Annotated in this window: 8 protein-coding genes; 3 read left to right on the top strand and 5 right to left on the bottom strand. The window is 67.7% G+C overall.

Annotated elements, in window-relative coordinates:
* Positions 1 to 291: 291 nt before the first annotated feature.
* On the bottom strand, positions 292 to 765 hold the full coding sequence (locus DK368_RS03030; RefSeq protein WP_114392048.1) for a sigma-70 family RNA polymerase sigma factor: 474 nt from the start codon (positions 763 to 765) through the stop codon (positions 292 to 294).
* Between the two features lie 723 nt (positions 766 to 1,488).
* On the opposite strand from DK368_RS03030, the gene DK368_RS03025 reads away from it, so the two are divergent.
* From DK368_RS03025 to DK368_RS03015, 3 genes are all read left to right on the top strand, one after another.
* Positions 1,489 to 3,975 carry a glycogen/starch/alpha-glucan phosphorylase gene (locus tag DK368_RS03025; RefSeq protein ID WP_114392047.1) on the top strand — a complete coding sequence of 829 codons (2,487 nt, stop codon included), beginning with the start codon at positions 1,489 to 1,491 and terminating at the stop codon, positions 3,973 to 3,975.
* Between the two features lie 422 nt (positions 3,976 to 4,397).
* Positions 4,398 to 6,089 (top strand): DEAD/DEAH box helicase, encoded by a 1,692-nt coding sequence (locus DK368_RS03020; RefSeq protein WP_205028006.1) that lies wholly within the window; start codon positions 4,398 to 4,400, stop codon positions 6,087 to 6,089.
* 183 nt (positions 6,090 to 6,272) lie between these two features.
* Positions 6,273 to 7,889, top strand: a complete 1,617-nt coding sequence (locus DK368_RS03015) for a peptide chain release factor 3 (RefSeq protein WP_114392046.1) — start codon at positions 6,273 to 6,275, stop codon at positions 7,887 to 7,889.
* Positions 7,890 to 7,964: 75 nt separating this feature from the next.
* Here DK368_RS03015 and DK368_RS03010 read toward each other — a convergent pair whose 3' ends face one another.
* The 4 genes from DK368_RS03010 to DK368_RS02995 all read right to left on the bottom strand — a co-directional run bounded on the left by DK368_RS03010 (position 7,965) and on the right by DK368_RS02995 (position 13,166).
* A complete protein-coding gene (locus tag DK368_RS03010) occupies positions 7,965 to 9,098 on the bottom strand; it encodes an ABC transporter permease (RefSeq protein WP_114392045.1) in 1,134 nt (377 codons plus the stop codon).
* A complete protein-coding gene (locus DK368_RS03005; protein ID WP_114392044.1) occupies positions 9,095 to 10,270 on the bottom strand; it encodes an ABC transporter permease in 1,176 nt (391 codons plus the stop codon). The genes DK368_RS03010 and DK368_RS03005 overlap by 4 nt, the downstream gene beginning before the upstream one ends.
* Position 10,271: 1 nt before the next feature.
* The gene (locus tag DK368_RS03000) at positions 10,272 to 11,216 is read right to left on the bottom strand and encodes an HlyD family secretion protein (protein WP_240002305.1); all 945 of its coding nucleotides are present in this window, start codon (positions 11,214 to 11,216) and stop codon (positions 10,272 to 10,274) included.
* A 144-nt stretch (positions 11,217 to 11,360) separates the two neighbouring features.
* Positions 11,361 to 13,166: a TPR end-of-group domain-containing protein gene (locus DK368_RS02995; RefSeq protein ID WP_155524454.1), complete on the bottom strand. Its 1,806-nt coding sequence runs from the start codon at positions 13,164 to 13,166 to the stop codon at positions 11,361 to 11,363.
* Positions 13,167 to 13,566 lie beyond the last annotated feature (400 nt).

Below are 13,566 nucleotides of genomic sequence, written 5' to 3'. Positions count from 1 at the left end.
CGACTACCTGAGCCCGGTGGAGTTCGAGGCACAGGACGAACCACCAGTGCCGCCCGGCCGGGCGGCACTGGTGGCGGAAACCATGCTGTAGCTTTTGCGACATGTCTCAATGATGGGGTGCAGTCCATCCTGGTCCTTATCTTCACCTTTCCAAGACCCCAGCACCGCGGCAGGCGTCCCCGACGGGCCTGCGGCAGTGCTGGGAGCAGAACATCATAAAATAGGAATTATGTCCATCGGGGTGCCGCTGACCGGACCGGGCCGCCGATCCTGATCGCGCCACAATCCGGATCAGGCCGCCATCATGGTGTTGAGCCGTTCCCGGGCGCGGCACAGGCGGGAGCGGATGGTGCCGATGGAGACATTGAGCCGTTCGGCCGCTTCCTGGTAGGGCCGCCCTTCGATCGCCACCAGCCTGACCACCTTGCGCTGGCACGGGGTGAGTGACTGGAAGGCCCGGTCGACGTCGCGGCAGACCAGACGCGACATCTGTGTGGCCTCCACCGCCGCGGCATGGTCCCACAACTCCACCTTGGTCATGTGCTTTTCGCGCTGGAGATTGTTGAAATGCAGGTTCTTCAGCATGGTGGTCAGCCAGGCCTGCATGTTGGTGCCGGGTTCGAATCGATGTGACCGCGACAGGGCGCGGGCGATGCAGTCCTGGGTCAGGTCCTCGGCCGCCGCCGCATCGCGGGTCAGCTTGCAGGCATAGCGGTGCAGCGCGGGGATGCAGCCGATCAGTTCATCAGAGAAAGAGTAAGCCATTGTTCCGGCTCCATGATTGCGGGATCGTCAGCCAGGGCTCGGGCACACCTTTCCCATGGCGCGCGGCTGGGCCGTCCGCCGGAAGAGGTCATGCCGGGAATGGAAGCGGGGTGGTCCCTTGCGGGTCAGAGACCAGCAGCCGGGTGCGGCATCCTGTCCGCCACGCTGGTCGCGGTCAGCCCCATCGGATGCTGTGGCAGGAAAACGGTTCCTTCCGTCACGGTGTGCATTGTTGCCTCCCGGTCACTTCGGAACGCGCGATCGGGACAGATCCGGTCCCGGAAGTTGTACGGCTTGGGTGCCGCTGTCTGATGAACGGGGGCGCCTGGGTGTTGTTCCGATGCCGCACAAAGAATCGGAATGAGCGGGACGAAGAAACGGATGAACTTACCTTTCCCCGGGAAAATGGATGGGTAAGTTCCGGAAGCGTGTGTTCTCGCGGATTCTGTGCGAGGATGTGTCGCATTCTGCAACTGAGGCATGTTAATGCGGACGCGGCGGCCGGGCCGGAGCGTGCCGGCAATCCGCTCCGGCCTGCCCGTTGGCGCCCGATGCAAGACAAGCGCCTTGAAAACGCGCTAAAGCAAAGGAACGTTAACCAGATCCGGGGCCAGTATGGCCCGGGTCGGTCGGGCGCGGTCTCTCCTGGGACGCGTCCGGTCGGAAGGGCGGGGTCGCCGACCCCCTTTTCGGTCCGAACCCCTTTTCGGAAAGACAGTCGCGATGGACGCTCGGTACAAGACACGCGAGATCGGACGCAAGGCGCTGGATGTGGATGCGCTGAAGCGGTCCTTCATTGAGTGGATGGTCTATTCCGTGGGCAAGGACGTGCCGTCCGCCACACGGCGGGACTGGTTCACCACCGCCGCCCTGGCAACGCGCGACCGTGTGGTCGACCGCTGGATGGACACGACCCGCGCCGTCTATGCCCGGGACGCCAAGCGCGTCTATTACTTCAGTATGGAATTCCTCATCGGGCGGCTGATGACCAACAACCTGGCCAATCTGGGCCTGGTCGAGGCCTGCCGCGAGGCGCTGGACGGCATGGGCGCCCGCCTGGAGGATGTGGTCGATGTGGAGCCGGACCCCGCCCTGGGCAATGGCGGCCTGGGCCGTCTGGCCGCCTGCTTCCTGGACAGCCTGGCCACCGAGAACCTGCCGGGCATCGGCTATGGCATCCGCTATGAATACGGCCTGTTCGAGCAGCGCTTCGAGCATGGCTGGCAGGTGGAGTACCCCGACAACTGGCTGCGCTTCGGCAATCCCTGGGAGTTCGCGCGGCCCGAGGTGCTGTATCCCGTGCAGTTCTATGGCCGGGTCGAGGAGGTGCGCGACGCCAGCGGCAAGAGCAGCTATCGCTGGGTCGATGCCGACAAGGTCCATGCCATGGCCTTCGACACCCCGGTGGTGGGCTTCGGCGGCGAGACCATCAACACGCTGCGCCTGTGGTCGGCGCGGGCCACCAGCGATTTCAATTTCGGCCATTTCAACGAGGGCGACTACCTCAAGGCCGTACAGGGCAAGGTGCTGTCGGAGAACCTGTCCCGCGTGCTCTATCCCAACGACGCCACCGAGGTGGGGCGCGAGTTGCGGCTGAAGCAGGAGTATTTCTTCACCAGCGCGTCGATCCAGGACATCCTGCGCCGCTACATGCAGCACCATACCGGCTTCGACGAGCTGCCGGCGAAGGCGGCCATCCAGCTGAACGACACGCACCCCGCCATCGGTATCGCCGAGCTGATGCGTCTGCTGGTGGATCAGCACGGGCTGGATTGGGAGGCGGCCTGGGACATCACCAACCGCACCTTCAGCTATACCAACCACACCCTGCTGCCGGAGGCGCTGGAAGCCTGGCCGGTGCGGCTGATGGAGCGCGTGCTGCCGCGCCACATGCAGATCATCTATGAGATCAACGCCCATTTCCTGAACCGCATCAAGCGCAACCCCGATGTGGGTCATGTCCAGCGCCTGTCGCTGATCGACGAGAACGGCGACCGCCGCGTGCGCATGGGCAACCTGGCCTTCCTGGGCAGCCACAAGGTCAATGGCGTGTCGGCCCTGCACACCGAACTGATGAAGCAGACGGTGTTCGCCGATTTCCACCAGGAGTTCCCCGACCGCATCCTGAACAAGACCAACGGCATCACCCCGCGCCGCTGGCTGCATCAGGCCAATCCGATGCTGACCAAGCTGATCACCAGCCGCATCGGCAGCGGCTGGGTCAGCGATCTGGAGCAGTTGCAGGCCCTGGCCCCGCGTGTGGACGACGCTGTGTTCCGCGAGGAATTCCGCCGGGCCAAGCGCTTCAACAAGAAGCGGCTGGCGGCCTACATCGCCCGGCATGTGCAGGTGGACGTCAATGTCGACAGCATCTTCGACGTGCAGGTCAAGCGTATCCACGAATATAAGCGCCAGCTGCTGAACCTGTTGCAGACGGTGGCCCTGTACAACGAGATCCGCGACAACCCCACGCGCGATTTCGTGCCGGTGACGAAGATCTTCGCCGGCAAGGCGGCGCCGGCCTATCACCAGGCCAAGCTGATCATCAAGCTGGCCAACGACATCGCCAAGGTCATCAACCATGACCCGTCCGTGCGCGGTCGGCTGAAGCTGGTGTTCCTGCCCAACTACAATGTCAGCCAGGCCGAGCTGATCATGCCGGCGGCCGATCTGTCGGAACAGATCTCCACCGCCGGCATGGAGGCGTCGGGCACCGGCAACATGAAGCTGGCCCTGAACGGCGCCCTGACCATCGGCACGCTGGACGGTGCCAATGTGGAAATCCGCGAGCATGTGGGCGAGGAGAACATCTTCATCTTCGGCCTGACCGCGGCCGAAGTGGCGGAGCTGAAGCAGGGCGGGGCCTTCCAGCCGCGGGAAGTCATCGCCACCAATCCGCGCCTGAAGCGGGCGCTGGACATGATCGGGTCCGGTGTCTTCTCCGCCGACGATCCGCAGCGCTTCCGCCCCATCGTCGACAGCCTCTATACCGCCGACCCCTTCCTGGTGACGGCGGATTTCGAGGAATACTGCAACACCCATGCGGCGGCGGTGGAGCTGTATCGCGACCAGGAGGAATGGACCCGCAAGGCCATCCTCAACACCGCCCGCATGGGCTGGTTCTCCTCCGACCGCACCATCCTGGAATATGCGCGCGAAATCTGGGACGTGCAGGCGGTGAAGCCGTCGGAGGTCGAGGACCTCGGCTGAGGCCGGGATTGGCCATCGGCATAGGGACGGGCCCGCGGGACAGGTTTTCCGCGGGCCTTTTTCTGCACGCTTGCCCCCTTGTTCCGGCGTGCCGCCGCCGCCCTGCGCCCGGCGCGGCACAGACATGATGTTGATTCTTCTGGCAAGGCGGCGTCCGCCCGCTTATCTAGGCCCCGTACCGAGTGGCAGAGGGGCCCCCGGTGGCGCGTTGTCGCCACCCCAGCAAACGCCCCGTGATTGAGTCGGGTCGTGTTTGCCGCCTGCCGTTTCCCGGCAGTGCTGCCCTTCGCTCTCCGAACAAGACAAGCCGCTCCTGCGCAACCGCGACGGTGCCGTTCCGGCGCCGCCGCATCCTGTGCGCCCACCCCACCGTTCCGCCCGGGACGGCGGCGGGCGCGCATGCCCGATGAAGGTTCGTCAGCTTGACCGTTCTGTTTTCCGATCTCGCCCTTCCGTCCCCGCTGTTGAAGGCCGTGGAGGAGTTGGGATTCACCGCGCCGACCCCGATCCAGGCCCAGGCCATCCCCGCCGCCCTGGAGGGCCGGGATGTGGTGGCCTCCGCCAACACCGGCACCGGCAAGACCGCGGCCTTCGTGCTGCCGTCCCTGTCCCGCATCGCCGCCACCCCGCGCGCCGCCGGCTCCTGGGGGCCGCGGGTGCTGGTGCTGACCCCCACCCGTGAGCTGGCCAGCCAGGTGCTGGAGAGCGTCAAGGCCCTGTCGAAGTACCACCGCATCCACACCGGCACGGTGCTGGGCGGTATGCCCTACCGCGCCCAGATCGAGATGCTGCGCCGCCGTGCCGACCTGGTGGTCGCCACGCCCGGCCGCCTGATCGACCATTTGGAGAACGGCCGCATCGACCTGACCTGCGTCGAGGTGCTGGTGCTGGACGAAGCCGACCGCATGCTGGACATGGGCTTCCGCGAGGCGGTGGAGCAGATCGCCGCCGCCTGCCCGGCCGAGCGTCAGACCCTGCTGTTCACCGCCACCCTGGACCGCACCGCCGAGCGGCTGGCCGCGACCCTGACCAAGGACGCGGTGCGCGTGGACGTGGCCGGCAAGGCCGTGGTCACCACCCAGGTCGACCAGCGCTGGCTGCGCGCCGACGGGCTGGACCACAAGCACAAGCTGCTGGACCGTCTGCTGCAGGACGAGGCCTTCCAGAAGGGCATCGTCTTCACCGCCACCAAGCGCGATGCCGACCGGCTGGCCGACGAGCTGTCGGAAAAGGGCCTGTCCGCCATGCCGCTGCATGGCGACATGCAGCAGCGCGAGCGTAACCGTGTGGTGCAGTGGCTGCGCGACGGCCGTGTCAATGTCATCGTCGCCACCGACGTGGCTGCCCGCGGCATCGACATTTCCGACCTGACGCACGTCATCAATTTCGACCTGCCGAAGGTGGCGGAGGATTATGTCCACCGCATCGGCCGCACCGGCCGTGCCGGCGCCACCGGCACCTCCTACAGCCTGTTCACCCGCACCGACCGCAATCTGGTCCGCGCCATCGAGATGTACACCGGCCAGAAGCCAGTGCTGCACACCCTGCCGGGCCTGGAGCCGCTGCCGGAGCCGGAGCGCGGTCCCCGCGCGCCGGGCGGCAAGCCCTTCGGCAAGGGCGGCTACGGCAAGCCGTTCGGCGGCAACCGTGGCGGCTATGGCGGCGGCTACGGCGGTGGTCACGGCGGCGGCTTCCGGGGCGGTCCGCGCCGGGATGACCGCTTCGCCGCCGGTGGCGACCCTGCGCAGGGTGAGCGGCCCCATGGCGACCGTCCCCATGGCGACCGTCCCTACAGCGAGCGGCCGCAGGGCGAGCGCAAGCCCTGGGGCGAGCGTCCGGCCCGCGACGGCTTCCAGGCCGACCGGCCGCGCCGTCCGCGCGAGGAGGGCGTTGAGCCGCAGGGTCATGGCGGCGGCTGGTCGTCCGATGCCGGTCCGGTGGAGTGGCGCGAGCGTCCGCACGGCCACAAGGCCGGCCCGCACAAGGGCCATGCCAACCGCAACGAGGGCCATCGGGGCGACCGGGATTTCCGCGCCGGTCCGCGCCGCGACGATGAACGCCGCCCCTTCGGCGGCGCGCAGCCGCTGCGCCGCGGCAAGGGCACCGGCGTCTGAGATCAGGGACAGCCTCCGGCCGGCGCCGGCCGGGGGCGTTTCCAGGCGATGGGGACGGGGGCGGGCCTGCGGGTCCGCCCCCGTCCGCATGGATCACCTGCATGCGTGACCCGCGGCGGATGATCCGGTAAAACCGCGCCGACTCCTGTTCCGTTCAGTCAACATCCTGCCGAGTATCCCGCCATGCCCGCCAATATCCTTGACGCCGAAGTCGAGAAGCGCCGCACTTTCGCGATCATCGCGCACCCGGACGCCGGCAAGACCACGCTGACGGAAAAGCTGCTGCTGTTCGGCGGCGCCATCCAGATGGCGGGCGCGGTCAAGGCCCGCGGCGAGCAGCGGCGCGCCCGGTCGGACTGGATGAAGGTGGAGCGGGAGCGCGGCATCTCCGTCACCGCGTCGGTGATGAATTTCGATTATGCCGACCGCACCTTCAATCTGGTGGACACACCGGGCCACGAGGATTTCTCCGAGGACACCTACCGCACCCTGACCGCGGTGGACAGCGCCGTCATGGTCATTGACGCCGCCAAGGGCATCGAGAGCCAGACGCGCAAGCTGTTTGAGGTCTGCCGCATGCGCGACGTGCCCATCGCCACCTTCGTCAACAAGATGGACCGCGAGGCGCGCGACCCGTTCGAGCTGATGGACGAGATCGAGCGCGACCTGCAGCTGGAGGTGACGCCCGCCAGCTGGCCCATCGGCTCGGGCCAGGATTTCCGCGGCTGTTACGACCTGATCCGCGACCGGCTGATCCTGATGGACCGCCGCGCCGGCGACGTGGCCAGCGAGGGCATCGAGTGCCATGGCATCGACGACCCCAAGATCGACGAGCTGATCCCGGCGCATCAGGCGGCCAAGCTGCGCGAGGACGTGGCCATGGTGCGCGAGCTGTGCCCGGCCTTCAGCCTGGAAACCTATCGCGAGGGGCACCAGACCCCGGTGTTCTTCGGCTCCGCCATCAACAATTTCGGCGTGCGCGAGCTGCTGCTGGGCCTGGCCGAATATGCCCCGCCGCCGCGGCCGCAGAAGGCCGACGGCCGCATGGTCGAGCCGGGCGAGGGCAAGGTCACCGGCTTCGTGTTCAAGGTCCAGGCCAACATGGACCCCAACCACCGCGACCGCATCGCCTTCTTCCGGCTCTGCTCCGGCCATTTCAAGCGCGGCACCAAGCTGAAGCACATGCGCAGCGGCAAGCTGCTGGCGGTCAACAACGCCGTGCTGTTCCTGGCCCGCGACCGCGAGCTGGCCGAGGACGCCTGGCCGGGCGACATCATCGGCATCCCCAACCATGGCTCGCTGCGCATCGGCGACACGCTGACCGAGGGCGAGGATCTGCGCTATACCGGCGTGCCCAGCTTCGCGCCGGAACTGCTGCAGCGCGTGCGCCTGGACGACCCGATGAAGGTGAAGCATCTGCGCAAGGCGCTGGAGCATTTCGCCGAGGAGGGCGCCAGCCAGGTGTTCAAGCCGGTCGTCGGTGCCGACTGGATCGTCGGCGTCGTCGGCCCGCTGCAGTTCGAGGTGCTGGCCGCCCGGCTGGACGCCGAATACGACTTGAAGGCCAAGTTCGAGACCGCCGGCTATGATGCCGCCCGCTGGGTGGAGTGCGAGGACCCGGTGCGGCTGAAGGCCTTCATCGACAGCCGCCGCGCCGACATGGCCGAGGATCATGACGGCGCCCTGGTCTATCTGGCCCGCAATGGCTGGCAGCTGAACCGCGCCCAGGAGGATTTCCCCGAGATCCGCTTCCTGAAGACCCGCGAGCAGAACAAGGCCGTCACCACCCAGGCGGCCTGACCGGCCTCTGGACGATGGGACAGGTGAAGGGCGCACCGGGCGGCCGGTGCGCCCTTCCTGTTTCCGCGGCCTGCATCAGCGGCCGGTCCGCGTACCCCTGCGCCGGGACTCCAGCGCCAGGGCGGCCGCGGCGTAGAGGACGGCCAGCCCGCTCAGGGTCAGCAGCGGGCGTGCCACCTGGGACAGCGAAGCGCCCATCTGGGCAATCCTGACCAGACCGTCGATTGCGGATGTGCTGGGTATCAGCAGCGACAGCATCTGGACCGTTTGCGGCATGGCCTCCGCCGGCCAGGAAAAGCCGGCCAGGAAGAACAGGGGTAACCCCAGGGCGGCCATCGCCAGCTGCACGGTCAGGGCGTTGCGGAACAGGGCCGCCAGGAGCAGGCCGAGGGCGCCGACGGCAAGGACGAACGGCAGGGCCATGATCAGAATGGTCATGAGCGATCCCAGCCGGGGCAGGCCATAGAGCGCGGGAAGGATGACCAGATAGGCGGGAATGACGAGCGCTTCCAGGGCGGTGTAGGCCAGGAGCTTGCCCAGCACGGTGGCCGCTGCACCCGCAGCGGCGGGACGGTCGGGCAGGGTGGACAGCAGCCCCACACCGATGAGCAGCGTCTGCTGCAGGATCAGGACGAAGGCGGCGGGCAGCAGGTAGGTGGCGTAGCCGCTTTGAGGATTGAACAAGGGCACGGCGGTCAGCGGCAACGGATCCGAGGCCGCCGCCGCCAGTACCGGATCAATGCCAGCCCCGATGAGCCGGGCGGTTTCAATCTCCACCCCCATGGTCCAGGCGACCGCCGTCACCGCCAGGGAAATGCGCTGATAGACCAGGAAATAACTGGCATCGGCGTACAGCGCCACCGGCGATCCCCGCCCGTGCAGCAGACTGCGTTCGAAGTCCTTGGGAATGAACAGGATGCCATGGACATCGCGGGCAAAGACCGCGCGTTCGGCGCTGGCCATGTCGGGGAAGAGCAAGGCGACGGCCACGTCGGCGGTGGCATCGACACGCCGGGCAAGTTCCCTGCTGGCGGTGGTGTCTTCACTATCGACCACCGCGATGGGAACACGGCGCAGCGCTTCGTTGACGTAGGGCTGGGGATAGTAGGCGGCATAGATGGCCGCCGCCACCACCAGCACGGCAAAGGCCGGCCTGACAGTGAAGATGCGGCCGAATTCGTGGAGAAACGCCCGATAGACCGCCTTCATGCCGTCCTCCTGCGCCGGGCGCGCATGGCCTCCAGTCGCCAGGCGATGAGACCCGACAAGGCGACCACGAAGGCTGCCAGGATCAGGAGAGGCTTCAACGACAAGGCTGCGGGCGCGCCGCGTATGGTCTGATCGATCCGGGCCAGCAGATACCAGGTTCCCGGCAACCCCATGCCCCAGCCCTGGGCGAAGCCATTCATCCCCATGCGCGGGAAGCCCACCCCCATGAAGCCAAAGGCCGGTGCCATCAGCAGGGTGCCGATGCTGACGGCGCTGGCCATGGGCCTCAGCACCAGGGCCAGCAGCATGCCGATGAGCTGGCCGGCCAGGATGAACAGCAGGCTGCCGGCCAGAAGCAGGGCGCCATTGCCCCGCAGCGGCAGTCCCAGCCATCCGAACAGAACCCAGTCCGACAGGCCCAGGACCATCAGGAACAGAAATGTGTAGGGCAGCACCTTGCCCGCCAGTGCCGGCCACAATCCGCCGCCCAGCCGGTGCAGGATGTGCAGGCGGTGCGGCGTCTCCACATCAAGCCCCACGGAATAGGCAGTGACGGTGACCACCACCACCTGCAGCACGGCGGGCAGCAGCGCGGCCAGCAGGAAATGGGCGTAATTCAGGGTGGGATTGAACAGCGCATGGACCTGGACCGGAATGGGCGACAGGGCCGCTTGCGCCAGGTCCGTATCTTGCCCCTGGGCTGTGCGCAGGCTCAGCCGGAGTCCGGCAGCGGCGGCCGGCACGGCGGCATTGACCGCCCGCAGCACGAGGTTGCCGGTGGTCATGGTCTGGGTGTTGTAGAAGAACACCACCTCGGGCCGCCGCCCGGCCTGGACATCCCTTTCGATATGGCGGGGCAGCATGAGCAGGCCGTGGATGCGCCCGGACAGGATGGCGTTTCGTCCGTCGCCGAGGTCGGACACCCGCAGGGCCACCTCGGTATCCGGCGCGGCATCGACCATGCGAATGAGGGACCGCGATAGGGGCGAGCCGTCCAGGTCGAGCACGCCGATGGGCAGGCGGGTTGCGATGCCGGCGCTGAAGATGGCGGTCAGCAGGGCCAGCAGCGTCAGGGGGACGAACACCGCCAGTCCCGCCAGAAGCCGGCGGCGGCGCAGCCACCCCAGTTCGCGCCAGAACACGCACCAGAACCCCCGCCGATGCGCGGGCATGTCAGGGTCTCCTGTCCGGCCAGACGACGATCGCGCTCATGCCCGGACGCAGCCCCTGCACCGGCTCGGTGGGGTGCGCCCGGATTTCGAACGTGCGCAGGTCGAAATCGCCCGTGGCGCGGGTCGCGCGCCAGGTCGCGTATTGGCCCTGGGCATTGATGACCGTTACCCGCACGGGAATGGTCTTGCCGCCCAAGGCGGGAACGGAGACATGCAGAATGTCGCCGATCTGGACGCCCTTCAGCAGGTCTTCGCGCAGATTGAACGTGAACCAGGCGTGCTGCATGTCCACCAGCGAGATCATGGGGGCGCCCGCACTGAAATTTTCGCCGATGTCGGCCACGCGGGTGGTCACCTGCCCCGAAAAGGGGGCGCGGATGGTCAGTTCGGCCACATCCACGCGCCGCTGGTCGAGCGCGGCCTCGGCTTGCTTGACCTGGGCGGCGGCCAGGGCCCGTTCTTCGGCGCTGGCCCCGGTGATAGCCAGGCGCAAGGCCGCCTGTGCCGCCTCCCGCCTGCGGATGGAGGTCTCCAGGTTGCGGGTGGCCTCGTCCACCTTCGCTTGCGGCGTGTTGCCCGTGCGCACAAGCTGGGCCTGCCGGTTATAGGCTTCGCGGTTCAGCACGATTTCGGCTTCCGCCGCCGCCAGTTCGGCGCGCCGGGCGGCAATGGTTTCAGGGCGGGTGCTGTCGACGCGCTCCAGATCGGCCCTGGCCACGGACAACGCGGCCTGGGCCAGCCCCAGGGCGGCCACCAGCTGCGGGCTTTCCAGCTCGGCCAGCAGCGCGCCTTTCTCCACCGTCTCGCCCACATCGGCCGCCAGCCGCACGACCCGGCCGGCCACGCGCGCGCTGATGTCGACCCGATCCGCCGAAACCTCTCCCTGGATGGTCAGCGGCGGCGGGCGGGTCGCCAGCCACAGAAGGACGGCGAGCGCCCCGAGCACGCCCGCCGCCGCTATCCCCTTGTTCCAAACCGACCGCGTCACAATGCTTCGCCCTCAGCCGTCAGCCCCGATGGCCGGCACTCTATAAGGCGGACCACGGCCGGACATGTGAGTTGACGCGGACTAACTGTGAGGGCCGGGGTTTCAGGCGGATGGCGCCACGCGGTCCAGCAGGGTGTTGAAACGGGGCGTGGGGCGCAGCCGGTCGAACCGGGGGTCGGTCCGCATCCACACCGCCGGAAGCTCCTGTGTGGCTATGGCCGCTTCCAGGGCATCAAGGCAGCCCGTTTCGTCGCCCCGGGCCGCGGCGAGAGTCGCCCTGGCAAACCAACTGGCGTCCGGCGGCGGCACCGGTGGCGGCTCATCACCCAGCCACGCCAGGATCTCGGCATGGGCCAGGGCCAGGTGCGGGAACTCACCCAGGGTTTGGGGAAGGTCCGGCAGCAGCCGGCGTGCTTCCTCTGGTGTACCGCCGAACAGATGAGCAAGCGCGATATGAACCAGAACTTCCGGCGGCGCGGCGCGCGGTGTCACGTCTGTCAGCAGCCGGAACCGCCGCGCCTGATAATGGCTGACGGCTTCGGCGATATCCTGCTGCACGGAAAACGGTTCCATGGCCCTGGCATCGCGGAACAGCCGGGCGGCCTCGTCATGGCGTTCCACATAGGTCAGATGCACGCCGAACAGCCGCGCCGTGCGCGCGGTCCCGCCCTTGGACATGGCGTCCTGGAAGTATCGCTGCGCGGCATCGCGGTCCCATTCCAGCCAGGCGGACACGGTGGCCTGGGCGGTCCGCGCCTCGACCGAAAGCGGGTCGATCTCCAACGCGCGGCGGATGGCCTGCCTTGCGATCGAAGCCGCGTCATCACGGCCGGTCAGTCCCAGGCGGAACAGGTCGCACTGGCAGTCGGCAATGCCCGAATGTCCGCGTGCGTAATCCGAGGTCGAGAGGCTGACCTCGGTGAAGATCTCCAGTGCTTCCCGCAGCGTCGCCGGGGTCTGTTGATCCAGCAGTTGCCGCGCGCGGTAAATCCTGGCATGGGCATCCAGCGCTTCAGGTCCGGGTCCGGCCCGCTGGGCGCGGATCTGGGAACTGTCCAGGCGGACCCGGCTGGACAGTGTTATGGCGATCTGTTCCTGCAGGCGCATCCGTTCGTGCCCCGGCGCATCGAAACGGTCCGACCACATGACGAAGCCCTGAGGATTGGAAAGCTCGACAGTGACGCGCAGCATGTCGCCTTCGCGCCGCACGGTTCCCTGCAGGACGGCATCCACACCGAGTTCGCGGGCCAGGTCCGTCAGGGACGGGGGCTTGTTCTTGTATTGAAAAGCCATGCTGCGCGACGTGATGCGCAAGCCATGCACCCGGCCCAGGGTGAAGATCAACTCGTCGGTCAGACCGTCGGCGAAGGTCTCATCCGCCGGGTCGGCGGACAAGGCGTGGAACGGCATGACGGCAACGGCCGCGCCGCGCCCCTTTTCGAAGATGGCGCCTTTCTCCCCCATCGGATCATGCGGCGATGGGGATCCGGCCCGGAGGGAAAACCGAGGGGTATACCGGCCGGTGGGCAGGTCGATGACGACGGGATCGGTATGTCCTTCGCCGGCGTAATGGGCCTTCAGCTTGCCGCGGAGCCGCCGTGCCTCCACGCGCACGGTGGAGTCGATGCGGGGATCGTAGGGCGGTTGGCGGCCATAGACCGCGTTGCCGATGACCGTTTCTTTCAGCAGCGCCCCCCGGCCGGCAAGGGTCTCCTCGACCACGAAGTCAAGAAACGCCACCAGGCGTTCCGATCCGGCGAACGCGACGCTCTGCCGCAACCGGTCTAGCTGCTGCCGGATCTCTGCGGTCGAGGGGGAGGGAGGGTCCGCCTGGTTCATTCGCGCGGTGCTCTCCGGCGCCGAAAAGGAAGGTGTTTCCTCTGTCTCTCCTTGGCCGACGTTTAGCAAGGGAATAACCGGGTGCCGCTTGTCCCTTTAAATCTTCCCTGTCTGCCCCCCCATCCGGGGCCTTTTCCAAGCCGGCGCCGGACAGCAGCGCGGCGTGCGGACAGGGGGCGGGAGAGCCGCTGGCATCGCGGGCGCGCAGGCCGCCGCAGGGCGGCGATCATCAGAGGGGCGAAGTCCCGGTACACGCCCTGGCGCAGGCGCAGCACCGCGGCCACAGGGGTACCGGGGCTGGTGCCCCCGGTCTCGACGGTGAATTCGGCCCGGATGCGCCGGGTCCAGCAACGTCCTGAAGGCCTGCGGGCAGAACAAGCTATTGGCCGCCCCGGCCGCCCGCCGGGTGATCGGAGGGGCGCCGGGTGATCGGACGGGCGAAGGTCGCACCGGGCAGCCGGTGCGACCT

The sequence above is a fragment of the Oleisolibacter albus genome (genome assembly GCF_003336875.1).
Taxonomy (GTDB): Bacteria; Pseudomonadota; Alphaproteobacteria; order Azospirillales; family Azospirillaceae; genus Niveispirillum; species Niveispirillum album.
The sequence above is the reverse complement of the archived record's forward strand: the minus strand, read 5'-3'. Positions and strand labels throughout refer to the sequence as shown.

Coding starts and splice junctions, on each gene's coding strand:
- DK368_RS03030 (WP_114392048.1), bottom strand. CDS start 765: ATGGCTTACTCTTTCTCTGATGAACTGATCGGCTGCATCCCCGCGCTG.
- DK368_RS03025 (WP_114392047.1), top strand. CDS start 1,489: ATGGACGCTCGGTACAAGACACGCGAGATCGGACGCAAGGCGCTGGAT.
- DK368_RS03015 (WP_114392046.1), top strand. CDS start 6,273: ATGCCCGCCAATATCCTTGACGCCGAAGTCGAGAAGCGCCGCACTTTC.
- DK368_RS03010 (WP_114392045.1), bottom strand. CDS start 9,098: ATGAAGGCGGTCTATCGGGCGTTTCTCCACGAATTCGGCCGCATCTTC.
- DK368_RS03005 (WP_114392044.1), bottom strand. CDS start 10,270: ATGCCCGCGCATCGGCGGGGGTTCTGGTGCGTGTTCTGGCGCGAACTG.